The following is a 16,867-nucleotide window of genomic DNA, read 5'->3' as shown; positions in this document are numbered from 1 at the left end:
ACGAAGGGTGGACCTTTCTCGAGGGTGGCGCGCTCACCCCCACGATGAGCGCGCCAGGTCGGAGGCTAGGCGTCGCTTCGCTGCGATCACGTTGCATCCGTCAGACCTCTGCCAGACCTTTGCCCGACCTCTCGGTCAGCGGCCGCCGATCCGGTGAGCGATCTCCTCGCCCACACGTACAGCGCCGTCGACGTGCTGGAAGCCGTGGCCGGCGACGTCGCTGCTGCCGAACTCGATCGGTCCGAGCGGCTCGCGCAGCACCGCTCCCCAGCGGGTCAGCCCACCCAGATCGAAGCTCGTCCCGTACGCACCGCCGGTGAGCTCCTGGTGCTGCCAGTCGCTCTCGACGAAGGTGAGCGGCTCGAGCGCCACCTCCCCGAAGTACGCCGCCAGCGACTCGAGCACCTGGTGCCGCCGCTCGGAGTCGGAGAGCCTGCCGACCGCGTCCGCGCGCTCGTCGGAGACGAAGCCGACCAGCGTCCCGCGCTGCTCGCCCTCGGGGGTGTTGTCGTAGACCTCGTGCACCAGCTGCCAGGGCGCGAAACCGGTGCCGCTGAGCCCGTCGGCGCGCCAGAACGGTGTCTCGTACTGCGCCTGCACCTTGATGACCAGCCCGAACGACTGGTGCTCGCGGGCGATCCGGTGCTCGGCCGGAAGCTCGGGACTGAACCGGATCCGCTTGACCAGGGTCGGCGGCACGGCGAGGACCAGCCGGTGAGCGGCGTGGATCTCGGAGCCGACATGGACGACGGCGCCGTCCTCGTCCCACTCCACCAGCGTGACGTCCTGCCCGAGGCGGACCCGGTCCCCCAGCCGCTCGGCCAGCGTCAGCGGCACCCGCTGCAGACCTCCGACGACCCGGCGGTCGAGGATCACGTCGGCGTCGACGAGGTTGCTGAACGACCCCGCGCTGGCGGCCATCTGCACGGCCTGGAGCGCGGAGAACGAGTGGGCGGGCTTCGTCAGCATCGCCGGCCCGATGTAGAGGGCGACGTTGTCGACCGCGACCGGGTCGTCGCACTGCTGCTCGAGCCAGGCACGGAACGAGACGCTGTCGAGGTGGTCGGCGTCGTCGAGCTCCCACGGCCGGGCCGGGTCCATCGCGGCGGCCAGCCCGTCGAGAGTCTTGGTCAGCTGCGCGATGGCGGCCGCGGTGGCCTCGCCGACCGGCAGGTCGTCGCCGAAGCGGTGCGCCACCCCTGCCTTGTCTACGTAGAGCGACTCGCCCTCGCGGAAGCGCAGGTAGGTCGGCAGGCCGAGCTCGTCGAGGATCCCGATCAGGGCGTCCTGGTCCGGCGAGACCCACTGGCCGCCGATCTCGAAGTCGGCCTCTTCCCCGGGCGCGCCGTGCGCCTCGGTGCGCAGCCGGCCGCCGACGCGGTCGCGCGCCTCGAGGACGAGTACGTCCTGGCCCTCCTGGGCCAGTCGCCAGGCCGCGGTCAGGCCGGTGACCCCGGCGCCGACCACGATCACGTCGTGGGTGGTCATGTCAGTTCTCCTGTCTGTCAGTGTCGGTGGGCCGCTGGTCAGGGCGCTGGGCGAGCAGCGGAAGGCTCGGGTCCCAGCGGGTCCCGTCGGCCTCGTCGCGCTTGCGGCGGGCGATGCCCGAGAGCGCCTCGAGGACCACCCGGTTGGCGAGGAACGAGGTGATGTCGGCGTGGTCGTAGGGCGGGGAGACCTCGACGACGTCGATGCCGACGACCGGCAGCTCGTAGGCGATCCGGCGGACCGAGTCGAGCAGCTGACGCGCGGTCAGGCCGCCCGGCTCCGGGGTGCCGGTGCCGGGGGCGTGCCCGGGGTCGCAGACGTCGATGTCGACCGAGAGGAAGACCCCGTCGCACTCGTCGGTGGCGATGGTGAAGGCCTCGGTCAGGCACTCCTCCAGGCCGCGGTGCACGATCTCGGTCATCTCGTAGGACCGCATGCCCTGCTCGGCCATCCAGTCGAGCGTCTCGGGCTCGGGCCAGTAGCCGCGCAGCCCCATCTGCAGGAACCGGTCACCGCGCAGCGCGCCGGACTCGATGAGCCGGCGCATCGGCTGGCCGTGCCCGATCAGCGAGCCGAACTCGATGTCGCCGGTGTCGGCATGGGCGTCGAAGTGGATCATCGAGACGCGTCCCTGGCCGAGGTGCTGGGCGACGCCGGCGGCGTCGGGCCAGGCGATCGTGTGGTCTCCGCCCAGCACCAGCGGGATGGCGCCGTTGCTCGTCACGGCGTGCACGGCCTCCTGCAGGTCGCGCACCGACCGCTCGGCGTCGCCGGAGTACATCTCCACGTCACCCGCGTCCAGCACGCGAAGATCCCGCAGCGCGTCGACCCGCATCGCGAGCGAGGGCCGCGACCCGTCGTGGGGCAGGTAGCAGGTCTGCCGGATGAACTGCGGGCCGAACCGGGTGCCCGACCGGTGCGACGTACCTCCGTCGAAGGGGGCACCGAGGATGACCACATCGGCCCCCTCGTACGTCGCGGGGTCGGCCCAGTCACACCGGTCGACACCCAGGAAGGTGATGTCGGGGCCGAACTGGGTTCCGTAGCGAGCCATGGCGTTCTTCTCTCTCGTTCGATTCTCGTGATGGGTGGATGTTTTCTATTCCTCGGTCGGGTCGACGACGAGGAACCGCTCGCCGGGACGACGGGCGAGGTAGACGTAGTAGTAGGCGAGGGCGGCGACCACGACGCCGGCCGTGATCAGGATGTCCATCCGCGCGGAGCCGGCCAGCGCGTAGCCGATCGCGCCGATGACGACCAGCGGCGGCAGCGGCCACAGCGGCATCCGCCAGCCCTGGGCAGCTGGCCCCTGGCGACGGGCGCGGAGCGCGGCGATCGCCACGACGACGTACATCGTGGAGATGACCACCGAGGTCACGCCGAGCAGCGCCTCGATCTCGACGGCGCCGGCGAGGATCGCGCCGGGGATGCCGATGACGAGGGTGGCCAGCCACGGGGTGGCGTAGCGGGGGTGCAGCTTGGTGAGGACGCCGTTGACCGGTGCCGGCCAGGAGCGGTCGCGTGCGGAGGCGTAGACGACCCGGGCGTTCTGCAGCACCATCACGATGACGGCGTTGAGGATCGCGATGGCGATGGCGACGTTCACGGCGACCGCGACGCGGTGGCCGCCCCAGGCGGCGACCCACTGGGAGAAGTTGCCCGAGGCGAGGTCGCTGAGGTCGTCGACCGCGAGGACCGTGGTCACGGTCGGGATGAGGATGACGAGGCCACCCAGGCCGAGGGTCCAGAAGATCACGCGGGCGACGTTGCGACGCGGGTCGACGATCTCCTCGGAGAGGTAGACGGTGGTGCCGAAGCCGCTGACCAGGAACGTGCTCACGGCGAGACCGGAGATGAGGATCGCCAGGGTGAAGGGCTCCAGGCCGTTCTCGCCGATGACGTGCGGCGAGACCAGCTCGCCAGGGCCGCGCTGGACGTGGCCGAGCCCGAGAACGACGACGACGGCGGCGGCGATCATCTCGAGCGCGAGGAAGGTGCCGGTGACGACGGCGTTGGCCTTGATGTTGAGGATCGCCGTGGCGGTCGAGAGGAGCATGACGATCGCGCCGGTCGCGGCCCGCGGCAGCTCCACGAGGTCGGCCAGGTAGTCGGCGGTGCCGAGGGCGAAGATCGGCGGGATGAGCCAGAGCAGCACGCCTGCCAGGGAGAACGTCAGCCAGCCCATCGACTTGCCGAGAGTCTGGGTGACCATCGCGTACTCACCGCCGGAGCTGGCGGTGCGGGTGCCGAGCTCGGCGTAGCACGCGGCGATCGCGATCGAGACCGCGAAGCCGGCGACGACGGCGAGCACCGCGCCGCTCCCCTGCGTCGCGAACAGCTCCGGGACGATGATGAACAGGCTCGAGGCCGGCGTGATGCACGACAGCACCAGCAGGACCGCGGCGCCGGGTCCGAGGACCCGCGCGAGCCGCCGCCGCTCGTGCGCCGGCTTCACCCCGTCCGGGCTCACCTGCATGGATTCGATCATCGCGGGTCTCCTTGTGATGAGGGTACAGCGTGTTTTGAACGCTGTACAAAACTTTGAACGGCATTCAAAGTGACCCAGATCACCGCTAGAGTCAAGGGGTGGGACCGAAGATTTCACCCCGCGAGCACAAGGAGACACTGTCGAGGTGACGCGCACACGCTCCAACAGACGCCTGGAACGACCGCGCGAGCAGGTGCTCGCGACCACCCTGGAGATGGTGGCCGAGCAGGGGCTCGCCAAGGTGACGATGGCCTCCCTCGCCGCCCGGCTCGGCACCAGCGGCGGCCACCTCCTCTACTACTTCGGCACCCGCAACGGTCTGCTTCTGGAGACCCTGCGATGGAGCGAGAACGAGTACGCAGCACAGCGGGCGCCCATCCTGGAGAAGGCCGAGAAGGACGGCACCGGAGGCGTCGACGCGCTGGTGTCCTTCACCGACGTCTACCTCGCCCTCGACGAGCGCGACCCGCGCTGGCTCCTCTGGCTCGAGCTGTGGGCACGGGCTCCGTACGACTCCGAGCTCGCCGCCGCGCAGCGCGCGATGGACGACGAATGGCACGCCGACCTGGTCCGCCTGTTCGCCGCGGCGCTCCCCGAGGTGCCAGATCGTGAAGCCGTCTCCGAGCGGCTGCGGGCGATGTGGGACGGCTTCAGCATCGGCATCGTCACCGGAGGCGGCACCACCCTGCGCGAGCACGCCCTCGCGCACACCCGCGCCATCGTCGCCGGACACGAGGGGTAGCGGGCATGTCGATCGCGTCCTGGTTCCCCGAGGCCCGGCTGGGCATCTTCGTCCACTGGGGCATCTACAGCGTCGACGGCGTCGCCGAGTCCTGGTCGTTCTACGACGGCCGGGTGCCTTACGCCGACTACATGGCCCAGCTCGACGGCTTCACCGCCTCCAGGTTCGACGCCGATGCCTGGGCGGAACTCTTCGAGCGGGCGGGGGCGACGTACGCCGTGCTCACCGCCAAGCACCACGACGGGGTCGCGCTCTACGACACCGACGCCAACGACCTCTCCGTGGCGAGCAGGACCCCGGCGGGCCGCGACCTCGTCGCCGAGTTCGTCGAGGCCGTACGCCGCCGGGGGCTCAAGGTCGGCCTCTACTTCTCCCACCTCGACTGGTCCCACCCCGACTACGCGACGGTGCGGCCGGTCGTCCAGCATCCCGTGGTCCAGGACAACCCGTACGCCGTGCCACGGCCGGGCGCCGAGGCGCCTGAGCGCTGGGAGCGCTACCTGGAGTTCCACCGCGCCCAGATCCGGGAGGTGGTGACCCGCTACCAACCGGATCTGCTCTGGTTCGACGGCGAGTGGGAGCGCGACGAGCGGCAGTGGCGGATGCGCGAGCTGCGTGCGGAGCTGCGCGAGCTCGCGCCCGAGATGGTCGTCAACGGCAGGATGCACGGCCACGGCGACTACGTGACCCCGGAACAGGGCGTTCCGATCGTGCCGCCGGACGGCCCGTGGGAGCTGTGCCTGACCATCAACGACTCCTGGGGCTGGCAGCCGCAGGACGACAACCACAAGTCACCGCGCCAGCTCGTGCGCACCTTCGTGGAGACCATCGGCGGTGGCGGCAACCTGCTGCTCGACGTCGGGCCGCGCGAGGACGGCACCATCACGCCCGAGCAGACCGAGCGGCTCGGGGCGATCGGCGACTGGGTCTCCCGCCACTCCCCCGCGGTCCGCGGCATCCGCCGCGGTCTTCCCCACGGCCACTTCTACGGCCCCACTGCGGTCTCGGCCGACGGCCGGACCCTGTTCCTCTACGTCCTCGACCGGCCCAACGACTACGTCGTGGTCCGCGGCCTGCGCAACCAGGTCCTCAAGGCGTACGTCCTCGGGACCGGCACCGAGCTCGACCATCAGCGCATCGGCGGCCTCCACGAGGTCCCCGGCTGGGAGTACGTCTTCACCACCGACGACGACCTCGACCCGCTGTGCACCGTGATCGTCCTCGAGCTCGACGGCGAGGTCTCGGTCCACCGCGAGCACGAGGCCCACTAGGAGTGATGTCCGGGAACCGCCTTCGTCAGTCCTCGCCCTGACAGGAGCATGACCAGGAGAACCACACGGTGAACACGGAGTTCAGCACGACCTCGGCTCATGTGCGTCGGGTGAAGCGGATGTCGCCGTTGGGTAGGCGTTCGTGGAGGTACGCGGCGTCGTGGGCGCGGTGGTGGTGATGGGAGCAGAGCAGGGCGGCGTTGTCGAGGTCGGTCGCCCCGCCTTGGGCCCATTCGATCCAGTGGTGGGCTTCGGCCCAGGTGCCGGGGATGTCGCAGCCCTCGGCCTCACAGGTCGCCGAACGCAGCAGGAGGGCACGGCGTTGGGCGGCGGTGAAGAAGCGTTCCTTGCGCCCGAGATCGAGGACCTCGGAGTCGCCGCCGAGGACGGCGGGGATGATGCCTGCGGTGCAGGCCAGGCGCCGGGCCTCGGCCGCGGTGATCGGACTGCCGCCAACGATGTCACCGACGCCAGCCTCTTTGCGGAGCTGATCGATATCGATGGTCACGATCACCGTGGTGGCATCCCCGCCATGGATGGGCAGCCGGGCCGGGTCGAGGGTCTCCAGCATCTGGCAGAACGCCCGACCCAGCCTGCGGTCGTAGGGCAGGTATTCGCCGGTCTCGGTGCGGGTGCCGTCGTCGCGGCGGGGTGAGGCGAAGGCTTCCAGGTTGGTGGCCAGCCGGTCCGCGGCCGCATCCGGAACCACCGCCGAGATCCGGGTGGTGCCGTCCCCGAGGCGCCGCATACTGAGCCGGGTCTTCTTCCGGGCGTGGGCCTCCTCCGCGGCGAGGCGTCGGGCTTCCTCGGCCTCGGCGATCTCGGGGGCGATCAGATCGAGGATCCGGCGGCCCAGGCGGCGCAGCTGGGTGGGGTCGAACCGGGTCGCGTAGGCGACCAGGGTCTCCTCGGCCTTGGTCTTGATCTCGAGGTCGAGGTCGGCAGGGAGGTCGTCGAGGGCATTCACGATGACGTGAGCTTGGGCCGGGTTGCAGGCACCGGCGCGCATCGCGGCCGCGACCTGGTGATAGGTCCGGTCCACGGCCTCGGCCAGGCGGAGGTCGGCGCGCAGGGTCTCGGGGCGCTGGCGGGTGTGGTGATGCAACCACGCCGCCACATCCCGCGCAGCACTCTCGGCCGCGACGTCGTCAGCAACGGCGAGCACCCGCAGTTCGAGCTCAGCCAGTTGCGCCTTGGCCCTGGCGATCTCGAGCAGGGTGGCGGCCTTCTGGTCGGTGGCCATGAACGAGGGGTTTGCTTCCGCAACCTCGCCAAGCGAGGCGGTAACCGAAACCACGGCCCCGAGCACAGGGTGCTGGGGCTGTTGCAGCGTGGTCATCGAACCGGTCATCTCCCGACGTACGAACTCTCCACACCCGCTGATGCGGATGTGTGTTGGTTCGCTGGTCTCGGAGGCCCGGCAGTACGGGCTATTACTTACCCTCGCAGCTCAGCGTTCACGCCCCTGGTTCCCCTGGATTACCCCACACCCGTTGTGTCTCGGATGACTAAGGCACGCCTCTTGAGAGGTGGTCGGCCTTCACGTTTACGCCTGCGCCGAGCCTACCACACAACGCAAAACAATCGAACCCAGTCAGGGACAGGTATCCCAACCAAAACCCGGACCGCTGCTGGAAGCCCGCAAGACAGGTAAATGGCACCCACCCAGGCACCCTGCTTCTAAATCTCCCAACCAAACAACGTATTGGCCCCACCCACGCTGGAACCCAGGCACAAGGCGCCAGCACCAGAAACCGTGGCCATGCCGTTAGTCCTCCAGGACGTACCGCAGATACCGAGCCGGGTCCGCCAGGAACCGCCTGGTCAGGTTGACGGGTTCGGCGTCGTCGTAGGAGACCTGCCCGATCCGCCCGTCCTCGTCGAACTGCAGGATCCGGGCTCCGGGCACCGAGAGCAGCACCGGGGAGTGGGTGGCGATGATGAACTGTGATCTCTCGTCGGCGAGCTCGATGATGCGCGCGACCAGCGCCAGGCAGCCCTTGACGGAGAGCGCGGCCTCGGGTTCGTCGAGGATGTAGAGCCCGCCGGGCCCGAACCGGTGCATCACCAGGTCGAGGAACGACTCCCCGTGGGAGCGCTCGTGCAGCGAGGCGCCGCCGTACGCGGGCATGAGCGGCTCCGGGGAGGCCAGGTCGAGGCGCTCGATCTCGGTGGCGACGTTGTAGAACGACTCCGCGCGCAGGAAGTAGCCGGTGCGCGGTCGCTTGAGCCCCCGCTGGATCATGATGTAGTCGGCGAGGGACGACTCGGTCGCGCGGGTGGCGAACCGGAACGAGGTGGAGCCGCCCTCGGCGTTGAACCCGGACGCGACCGCGATCGCCTCGATGATCGTGGACTTCCCGGTGCCGTTGTCGCCGACCAGGAACGTGACCCGCTCGTCGAAGTCGATTCCGTCCCCGCCGGCCAGCTCGCGGACCACCGGCAGGGTGAACGGGTATCGACCGGTGTCATGGCGGGGATCGAGGGCGACCCGGGCGATGTAGCGTTCGTCGAACCTCACGCCTCAACCCGCCTCGGGGTCGATGGGCGGTCTCCTCGCGCCGGTCGGGTCCAGCCGATCGAGGATGGTCCCGGCGATCTCGGCCAGCTGGCCCACCTGCTCAGGACTCAGCGAGTCGAAGACGTACTCGCGCACCGCGTCCACGTGACCGGGGGCGGAGGCGACCATCTTCTCGTGGCCGGCCTCGGTGAGACGTACGTTGGTCGCGCGGCGGTCGCCCGGACAGGTGTGGCGCTCGATGAGGCCGCGGTCGACCAGGCGCTTGACGACGTTGGAGAGCCGCGGCAGCGTCGAGTTGGTGTAGCCGGCCAGCTCGGTCATCCGCAGGGTCCGGTCGGGCACCTCGGAGAGCATGGCCAGCACGCCGTAGTCGAAATGGGTCAGGCCGGCATCGCGGCGCAGCTGGGAGTCGAGAGCCCCCGGGAGCAGCTCGAGCACGGCGATGAGGCGTACCCATGCCACCCGCTCCGCCGGCGACAGCCAGTTGCCCTCCACGCCAGGGAGTGTGCCGCAGAAAGTTGCCCGGAACAAACAACGCTCCCCTAGAGTTAGTTCAAGCAACAACTATTGGGCCGAGCCGCAGGAGACCGCCATGACCACCGCACCCGAGAGCACGACCGCCGTCGCGGACGCCCGCCTTCCGCAGACTCATCCGTTCGCCCAGCACCTGCGTGCGGTCCAGAAGCGTGAGGCGGCCGACCCGCATCGCGTCTGGACGCCGGCCGACGGGCCGCTGCCGAGCCTCTACCTGTCCCACGGCGGTGGCCCGCTGCCGCTGCAGAGCCCGGAGTGGCTCGACCCGCTGCACGCCTGGGCGCGGTCGCTGCCCCGGCCGAAGGCCATCCTGGTCATCTCCGCCCACTGGGAGTCGGCGCCGCTCTCGATCAGCGCGACCCGCCCCGACGAGCTGGTCTACGACTTCGGCGGCTTCGACCCGATCTACCACTCGGTGCGCTACGACACCCCGGACGCGAGCGAGCTCGCCCGCACCACCGCGGCGCTGATGCCGGACGCCGAGACCGCTCACCAGCACACCCGCCGCGGCCTCGACCACGGCGCCTGGGTGCCGCTGAAGATCATGTACCCGGCCGCCGACATCCCGGTCGTGCAGCTCTCGCTGCCCACCGAGGACCCCGACAAGCTGCTCGCCCTCGGCGAGCGCCTCCGGCCGCTGCGCGAGGAGGGTGTGCTCGTGGTCGGCTCGGGCCACATGACCCACGGGCTGCCCTTCATCACCCGCGAGATGATGACCGAGAACAAGCCCGCCGGCTGGTCCTCCGACTTCGACTCCTGGGCCGCCGACGCCCTGGACCGCGGCAACGTCGCCGAGCTGGCCAGGTTCCGCACCGCCGCCCCCGGCATGCCGTACGCCCACCCGACCGTCGAGCACTTCACCCCGCTCTTCGTCACCCTGGGCGCGGCCACGGACCCGGCGGCCCCGGTCACCACGACCCTGGACGGCTACGGCCTCGGGCTCTCCCGGCGATCGTTCCAGGCGGCCTGAGCTCCGGCTTGCGCTCCTAACGCAGCTGCACCGACAGCACCGGCGCCAGCGGCATCCGGGCGAGCAGCAGGGCCTGGTAGGCGTGGTAGACGTCGGGCTTGCCGTGCCAGATCACGTGGGAAGGACGGTTGTGCTCGTCCAGCTCGTGGTGCCAGCTGCCGAGCTCGTGGTCGATCAGGTGGGTCTCGATGTACGCCTCGAACCGCAGGCGCCACTCGTCATAGCCGGCCTCGCCGGTGCGGGTGTGCAGGGCGCCGGCGGCGGCGAGCGCCTCCGCGGCCACCCAGTGCAGCCGTAGCCGGGTGACCGGCGTTCCGTCCCATGAGGTCGTGTAGACGAAGCCGGGGCCGTCGCCGGAATCGACCCAGCCGACCTCGACCGCGCGCGCGAAGAGTGCTCGCGCATCCTCGACCAGCCACGACGGCGCGTCCGGCAGGCTCGCGTCCAGGTGCAGGAGCAGCCGGGACCACTCCAGCAGATGCCCGGGCGTGCAGCCGTAGGGGCGGAACGGGTCGCCGGGACGGTCGGCGTTGTAGTCCGGCAGCGGCGACCAGGAGAGGTCGAAGTGCTCGGGCAGGTCGTAGCCGTGGGCGCGGGCGACCCGGTGGATCAGGTGCTCGGCGATCGCGAGCGCCCGCAGGTGCCAGGTCGCGTCGCCGGTGACGTCACCCACGGCCAGGAACGCCTCCACGGTGTGCATGCTGGAATTGGCGCCCCGGTAGGCCTCCCCCGAACGAAGGTCGCGCTCGAGGCTGTCGACCACCCGGCCGGACTCGTCGAGGAAGTGCTGCTGCATCACCCCGAGCGCCTCGTCGAGCAGCGCGTCCGCACCGGGCACACCGGCCGCGACGCCGCTGCTCGCGGCCAGGATCACGAACGCGTGGGCGTAGGCCTCCTTGAGGGTGTCGACCGGCTCGCCCTCGGCCGAGACCGAGGCGTACCAGCCACCGAGCTCGTCGTCGCGCAGCGCACCCGACAGCGCCCGGATGCCGTGGGCGGCGAGGTCGGCGGCGTCGTCGACGTCCCCGCGCATATGGGCAAGGGCGAAGACGTGGGTCATCCGGGCGGTGATCCAGGTGTGCACCGGCTCGGCCGGGTCCGGGCGACCCGACTCGTCCAGCCACCAGAAGCCGGCCGGCGAGGCCGCCGACGGCCGGGCGAACCCGGCCAGTCGGCGGCACTCGGAGTCCGCTTCGATCATCCCTTGACCGAGCCTGCCATCAGCCCGCCCACGAAGTAGCGGCCGAGCAGGATGTAGATGATCAGGGTCGGGACGGACGCGATCAGCGCGCCCGCCATGCTGGCGGAGTAGTCCTGCAGCTGACCGCTCGCCAGGAAGTTGAGCGCGATCGTGACCGGCCCGTTCTGCGAGGTGGAGAAGAAGAGCGCGAACAGATAGTCGTTCCACGCCGAGGTGAACTGCCACATCAGCACCACCACGAACGCCGGCGCGGAGATCGGCAGGATGATCGAGGCGTACGTCCGGAGCATGCCGGCGCCGTCGACCCGAGCGGCCTCGACGAGCTCGACCGGGACCCCCGCGTAGTAGTTGCGGAAGATCAGCGTGGTGATCGGCAGGCCGTAGACCACGTGCAGCACGATCAGGCTCGGGACGCCCGAGGGGACGCCGAGGTTGCTCATCAGCTGGACCAGCGGAACCATCACGGCCTGGTAGGGGATGAACATCCCGAACAGGATCAGCGTGAACACCACGTCGGCGCCCGGGAAGCGCCACTTCGAGAGCACGAACCCGTTCATCGAGCCGAGCACCGAGGAGATGATCGAGGCCGGGATGACCATGGCGAAGGTACGTCCCAGGGCCGGCCCGAGCTGCTCCCAGGCGCGCGCCCAGCCGGCCGTCTCCCAGGACTCGGGGAGCTTCCAGGCGTTGGCGGGGGTCGCGTCGCCGAGCCCCTTGAAGCTGGTGACGAGCAGCACGTACGCCGGGAGCAGGACGATCAGCGCGAAGGTGATCAGCAGGACGTACTTGACGGCGCGCCAGATCCCGCGCGAGCGCTCGCCCGGGATCCTGGTCGCGACGGCTGCCGGGATGGCATCAGTAGTCATCGGCGGCGCTCCTGACGGTAGGTCGAGACGAGGTAGGGAACGATCAGGATGGCCACGATCAACAGCAGGACGGTGCCGATGGCGGCCGACTTGGCATAGTCGCCGCGGGTGAACTCGATCCACATCTGGGTGGCCGGCACCTGGGTCGTGTAGTTGGTCTGGCCCGCGATGGCCATGATCAGGTCGAAGACCTTCAGCGACATGTGGCCGATGATGATGATCGCCGAGAGCGCGACCGGGCTCAGCTGCGGGAAGATGACGTGGCGGTAGAGCTGCCACTCCGAGGCGCCGTCCATCCGGGCCGCCTCGCGCAGCTCCTCGGGAATGCCGCGGAAGCCGGCCAGGAAGAGCGCCATCACGTAGCCGCTGAGCTGCCAGATCGCGGGGACCGCGATCGCGAGGATGCCCCACCGCTCGTGGGTCCACCACGGGTTCTGCAGGAAGTCGAGATGGAGGGTCTCGAAGAGCCGGTTCAGGCCGGAGGCACGGTCACCCTCGGCGTTGTTGAGCAGCCAGCGCCAGACCACACCGGAGGCGACGAACGAGACCGCCATCGGGAACAGGTAGATGGCCCGGAACAGCGACTCGCCGCGAGCCTTGCGCTCGAGCAGCCACGCCCACAGGAACCCCAGGCACAGGGTGCCGACGAGGAACGCCGCGGTGTAGAGAAGCAGGTTGCGCAGCGAGTAGATGAAGTCGTCGTCGGCGAACAGGTCGCGGTAGTTGTCCAGACCGGCGAACCCCTGGGACGGCCCGATGTTGTGGCGGTCCTGCAGGGACGTGTTGATGTTGGACCCGATCAGGCCGTAGACGAAGACACCGATGACGATGACGGTCGGCAGGATCAGGAGTACGGGTGCGACCCACCCGTGGCCGCCGATGCGGCCCTTGGGCCGTCGTGGCCGCTTTACGGCGCTGGGCACCGTGGAGGACATGTGTCCGTCCTTTCACAAAGGGCGGCCGAGGGGCCACGGCAGATGGTGCGGCCGCAGCCCCTCGGACCAGATGATCTCGTCAGGCTCGGGAGAGCCCCGGTCACTCGGGCTTGTTGTCCTCGGCGGCCTCGACGAGGCCCTCCTGGAGCTCGGCGACATCCTTGTTGCTGCCGAACTTCGCGACCGCGGCGGTGATGTCGGTCAGCCAGTTGACCGAGGTCGCGGCGCCGTGGGCGAGCGAGGACACGATCTCGTCCTCACCCCACGACTTGATCGCGGTCTGCTGGTACTCACCGAAGTCGGCGGTGTCGGCCGTGGTGCTGGCCGGGATCGAGCCCTTCGCCTTGTTGAAGGCCACCTGGCCCTCGTCGCTGGCGATGGTGTCGAGCCAGGCCTCGGTGCCCTTGGGGTTGGGGCCGTCGACCGGCTTGGTGAACGAGTCGGCCAGGAAGTCGAAGACGCCGTCGGTGCCGGGGACCGGGACCGCGGTGTAGTCGGTGCCGAAGGTCTTCTTCTGCTCCTGGAACGCAGCCTCGGCCCAGTCGCCCATGACGTTGAACGCGGCTTCACCGTCGATGACCAGCTGGGTCGCGTCCGGCCAGTCGAGACCCTGGCGGTCGGTGTTGGTCAGCGAGAGGAGCTTGCTGTAGTCCTCGAGCGCGGCCTTGACCTCGCTGCCGCCCCAGTCGGTGGTGCCGTCCCAGAGACCGTTGTACGCCTCGGCGCCCAGATCGGCGAGGAGCACGGTCTCGAGCAGGTTGACCTGCGTCCAGTCGGTCGCGATCGAGAGCGGGATGATGCCCTTGGCCTTGATCTTCTCCAGGTCGGCGATCCATGCGTCGATCGAGTCGTAGCTCTTGTTCGCCTCGATGCCGGCCTTCTTCAGGACGGCCGGGTTGGCCCAGAGCACGTTGGCGCGGTGGATGTTCGAGGGGACGGAGTAGATGCCGCCGTCCTGGGTCAGGCGGTCGAGGAGACCCTCGGGGAAGCGCTCGTTCCAGCCCTTCTCCTTGTAGAGGTCGGTGAGGTCCTCGATCTGGCCGGCGTTGATGTAGTCGGTCAGCTCGGCGCCCGCGTGCGCCTGGAAGGTGGCCGGCGGCTCACCGTTCTGCAGGCGCGACTGGAGCACGTTCTTCGCGTCGCTGCCGGCGCCACCGGCGACGGCACCGTTGACGAACTTCAGGTCGGGGTTCTGCTCGTCGAACACCTTGACCAAGGCGTCGAGCCCGGCCTTCTCACTGCCCTCGGCCCACCAGGTGAAGACCTCCACCTCGTCGGTGCTGCCGCTCTCGCTGTCGCTCCCGCAGGCGGAAACCGCCAGCAGGCTCAGGGCGGCCAGGCCGGCGGCCAGGGCCTTACGCGTTGCGTTCATCTTTGATCCTCCGGTTGCGCGACCGCCACGTCGGTGTGTGATCTGGGTTACTCGCGGTCGCGTGCCGGGCAAACGTACGCCCCTCCGTTCTGTCCAGTCAACGCATAACGCAGGACGTTTTCAACCTGAGATCTGTCGCAAATCGACAGAATCACCTACAGTCACGCCCATGACCACTCCGGAGTCGCGGCTGCGCGTCGCCAACCGTTCGCAGGTTCTTGACCTGCTGGGACGGTCGGCGCCGGTCAGCCGCGCCGAGCTCGCCCAGCGCACCGGGCTGTCCCGCAGCACGGTGTCGAGCATCGTCCAGGAGCTGCTCGCCTCCGAGCAGATCGTCGAGACCACCGGCGCCGCGCTGGCCCGGGGCGGCGGGCGACCGCCCTCGCTCCTCACCATCAGTGGCTCTCCCGGCACGCTCATCGGCGTCGACATCGGCCACCGCCACGTCCGGGTCGCGGTCGCCGACCTAGCCGCGAAGCCGCTCATCGATCACGAGATCCGGCTCGATGTCGACAACTCCGCGGTCGAGACCATCGACCGGGCCGCGGCCCTCGTGCGCGAGTGCCTGGCCGAGGTGGGCATCGACCCGAGGACCGACCGCGTCCTCGGCGTCGGCATGGGGATTCCCGGCCCCGTCGACCCGCACAGCGGCATCGTCGTCTCCCCCATCCTCGGGAACTGGATGGACCTGGCCCCGGGCGAGGAGCTCGCCCGCCGCATCGGCCTGCCGGTCCAGATCGAGAACGACGCCAACCTCGGCGCGCTCGCCGAGATCGAGTACGGCGCCGCGCGCGACGTCGACGACGTCATCTACGTCAAGGCGTCCAGCGGCATCGGCGCCGGCCTGGTCCTCGCCGGCAAGCTCTACCGAGGGATCACCGGGATCGCCGGCGAGATCGGCCACGTACGTTTCGAGGACAACGGCCCGATCTGCCGGTGCGGCAACCGCGGCTGCCTGGAGAAGGCCTTCGGCGGGTCCCGGCTGGTCGAGCTGCTGCAGCCCGCCTACGACGAGACCCTCACCGTCGAGCGCCTGCTCGAGCTCGCCCAGGAGGGCGACATCCGGGTCAACCGGATCCTCGACGACGCCGGCCGCGCGGTCGGCCGGGTGCTGGCCGACCTCTGCAACCACCTCAACCCGGCGCTGATCGTGGTGGGCGACACGATGCGCCAGTCGGAGTCCTTCGTCCTCGGCATCAAGGACTCGATCGACCGCTTCACCCAGCCCGACACCGCCGCGGCGCTCGACGTGGTCCCCAGCGAGCTCGGCGACAACGCGGGCGTCATGGGCGCGCTGGTGATCGCCGGGTCGGCTGCTCCGGCGTCGCCGGGAACAATATGAGCAACCGCTCAGTTAGGCGCGATGTGACTTCACTCTTCTCGCAGCTGAGCCTGGGTTCGACAACCCTCCCCAACCGCGTCCTGATGGCGCCACTGACCCGGATGCGCGCCAGCCGGCCCGGCGACGTACCCAACCCGCTGATGGCCGACTACTACCGCCAGCGTGCCTCGGCGGGGCTGATCATCTCCGAGGGCACCCAGATCTCGCCGCAGGGCAAGGGCTACATGGACACCCCGGGCATCTACTCGGCCGAGCAGGTCGAGGGCTGGCGGCACGTCACCGACACCGTCCACGAGGCCGGCGGCCGGATCGCGGCGCAGCTGTGGCACACGGGCCGGGTCTCCCACGAGTCCTTCCACGACGGCGACCTCCCGGTCAGCGCCTCCGCGATCCCCTACCGCAACCGCACGACCGTACGAGGCGAGGACGGCACCCCGATCCGGGTCAACTGCCCCACGCCCCGCGCCCTGGAGACCTCCGAGATCGCGGATCTGATCGACGACTACCGCCGCGCCACCCGCAACGCCCGCGAGGCCGGCTTCGACCTCGTCGAGATCCACGCCGCCCACGGCTACCTGCTGCACCAGTTCTCCAGCTCGAGCAGCAATGAGCGCACCGACTCCTACGGCGGCTCGCTGGCCAACCGCGCCCGCCTCACCCTCGAGGTGCTGGACGCGGTCATCGCCGAGTGGGACGCCGAGCACGTCGCCATCCGGATCTCCCCGATCGGCTCCTTCAACGGACTCGAGGACCCCGAGGGCGCCGAGATGGGGCTCTACCTGGCCGCCGAGATCGGCAAGCGCGGCATCGCCTTCCTGCACCTGTCCGAGCCCGACTGGGCCGGCGGTCCGGAGCTGACCGACGACTACCGCAAGCAGCTGCGCGCCGCCCACACCGGCCCGATCGTGGCCGCCGGCTCCTACACCCCGAAGAAGGCCTCCCGCCTGCTCGAGGCCGACCTGATCGACGGAGCCGCGTTCGGACGTACGTTCATCGCCAACCCGGACCTGCCCCGGCGCCTGGCGGAGAGCCTTCCGCTCAACGAGCCCGACCTGTCGACGTTCTACGGCGGCGGCGAGGCCGGCTACACCGACTACCCCGAGTGGACCGCCTGAGTTCAACTCGCTCTCACCTGAA

At 69.8% G+C, this 16,867-nt stretch carries 15 protein-coding genes; 5 read left to right on the top strand and 10 right to left on the bottom strand.

The window, feature by feature from the left end; all coding sequences use genetic code 11:
* Positions 1-135 precede the first annotated feature (135 nt).
* Genes OH802_RS15420 through OH802_RS15410 form a run of 3 tightly spaced genes read right to left on the bottom strand, consistent with a single transcriptional unit; the run spans position 136 to position 3,976 of the window.
* A complete protein-coding gene (locus OH802_RS15420) occupies positions 136-1,488 on the bottom strand; it encodes a flavin monoamine oxidase family protein (protein ID WP_406019822.1) in 1,353 nt (450 codons plus the stop codon).
* Between the two features lies 1 nt (position 1,489).
* The gene (speB, locus tag OH802_RS15415) at positions 1,490-2,542 is read right to left on the bottom strand and encodes an agmatinase (RefSeq protein ID WP_406019820.1); all 1,053 of its coding nucleotides are present in this window, start codon (positions 2,540-2,542) and stop codon (positions 1,490-1,492) included.
* Between the two features lie 45 nt (positions 2,543-2,587).
* Positions 2,588-3,976: an APC family permease gene (locus tag OH802_RS15410; protein WP_406019818.1), complete on the bottom strand. Its 1,389-nt coding sequence runs from the start codon at positions 3,974-3,976 to the stop codon at positions 2,588-2,590.
* 145 nt (positions 3,977-4,121) lie between these two features.
* Between OH802_RS15410 and OH802_RS15405 the strand changes: the two genes are divergently transcribed.
* Together OH802_RS15405 and OH802_RS15400 are read left to right on the top strand one after the other, a co-directional pair.
* Complete coding sequence (locus OH802_RS15405) at positions 4,122-4,718, top strand: TetR/AcrR family transcriptional regulator (RefSeq protein WP_406019816.1); 597 nt, start codon at positions 4,122-4,124, stop codon at positions 4,716-4,718.
* Between the two features lie 5 nt (positions 4,719-4,723).
* Entirely contained in the window at positions 4,724-5,989 is a 1,266-nt protein-coding gene (locus OH802_RS15400) for an alpha-L-fucosidase (protein ID WP_406019814.1), read from the top strand.
* Positions 5,990-6,086: 97 nt separating this feature from the next.
* Here the strand turns inward: OH802_RS15400 and OH802_RS15395 are convergent, their stop codons facing one another.
* The 3 genes from OH802_RS15395 to OH802_RS15385 all read right to left on the bottom strand — a co-directional run bounded on the left by OH802_RS15395 (position 6,087) and on the right by OH802_RS15385 (position 9,005).
* Positions 6,087-7,232, bottom strand: a complete 1,146-nt coding sequence (locus OH802_RS15395) for a DUF222 domain-containing protein (RefSeq protein ID WP_406019812.1) — start codon at positions 7,230-7,232, stop codon at positions 6,087-6,089.
* Between the two features lie 525 nt (positions 7,233-7,757).
* Positions 7,758-8,510, bottom strand: coding sequence for an AAA family ATPase (locus OH802_RS15390; RefSeq protein ID WP_406019810.1), 753 nt, complete (start codon positions 8,508-8,510; stop codon positions 7,758-7,760).
* 3 nt (positions 8,511-8,513) lie between these two features.
* Complete coding sequence (locus OH802_RS15385; RefSeq protein ID WP_355225136.1) at positions 8,514-9,005, bottom strand: MarR family transcriptional regulator; 492 nt, start codon at positions 9,003-9,005, stop codon at positions 8,514-8,516.
* Between the two features lie 97 nt (positions 9,006-9,102).
* Between OH802_RS15385 and OH802_RS15380 the strand changes: the two genes are divergently transcribed.
* Positions 9,103-10,014: a dioxygenase gene (locus OH802_RS15380; RefSeq protein WP_406019808.1), complete on the top strand. Its 912-nt coding sequence runs from the start codon at positions 9,103-9,105 to the stop codon at positions 10,012-10,014.
* A 16-nt stretch (positions 10,015-10,030) separates the two neighbouring features.
* Here OH802_RS15380 and OH802_RS15375 read toward each other — a convergent pair whose 3' ends face one another.
* The 4 genes from OH802_RS15375 to OH802_RS15360 form a co-directional block, all read right to left on the bottom strand.
* On the bottom strand, positions 10,031-11,215 hold the full coding sequence (locus OH802_RS15375) for an AGE family epimerase/isomerase (RefSeq protein ID WP_406019806.1): 1,185 nt from the start codon (positions 11,213-11,215) through the stop codon (positions 10,031-10,033).
* The gene (locus OH802_RS15370; protein WP_406019804.1) at positions 11,212-12,081 is read right to left on the bottom strand and encodes a carbohydrate ABC transporter permease; all 870 of its coding nucleotides are present in this window, start codon (positions 12,079-12,081) and stop codon (positions 11,212-11,214) included. Before OH802_RS15370 ends, OH802_RS15375 begins: the two co-directional genes overlap by 4 nt.
* Positions 12,078-13,016 (bottom strand): carbohydrate ABC transporter permease, encoded by a 939-nt coding sequence (locus OH802_RS15365; protein WP_406019802.1) that lies wholly within the window; start codon positions 13,014-13,016, stop codon positions 12,078-12,080. The genes OH802_RS15370 and OH802_RS15365 overlap by 4 nt, the downstream gene beginning before the upstream one ends.
* A gap of 100 nt (positions 13,017-13,116) precedes the next feature.
* Entirely contained in the window at positions 13,117-14,388 is a 1,272-nt protein-coding gene (locus OH802_RS15360) for an ABC transporter substrate-binding protein (RefSeq protein WP_406019800.1), read from the bottom strand.
* A gap of 169 nt (positions 14,389-14,557) precedes the next feature.
* Between OH802_RS15360 and OH802_RS15355 the strand changes: the two genes are divergently transcribed.
* Together OH802_RS15355 and nemA are read left to right on the top strand one after the other, a co-directional pair.
* Positions 14,558-15,730, top strand: coding sequence for an ROK family transcriptional regulator (locus OH802_RS15355; RefSeq protein WP_406019798.1), 1,173 nt, complete (start codon positions 14,558-14,560; stop codon positions 15,728-15,730).
* A 23-nt stretch (positions 15,731-15,753) separates the two neighbouring features.
* Entirely contained in the window at positions 15,754-16,845 is a 1,092-nt protein-coding gene (nemA, locus tag OH802_RS15350; RefSeq protein ID WP_406019796.1) for an N-ethylmaleimide reductase, read from the top strand.
* Positions 16,846-16,867 lie beyond the last annotated feature (22 nt).

The sequence above is a fragment of the Nocardioides sp. NBC_00850 genome, assembly GCF_045207335.1.
In the GTDB taxonomy this organism is placed as follows: domain Bacteria; phylum Actinomycetota; class Actinomycetes; order Propionibacteriales; family Nocardioidaceae; genus Nocardioides.
This window is presented reverse-complemented; position numbering and strand designations above follow the sequence as displayed.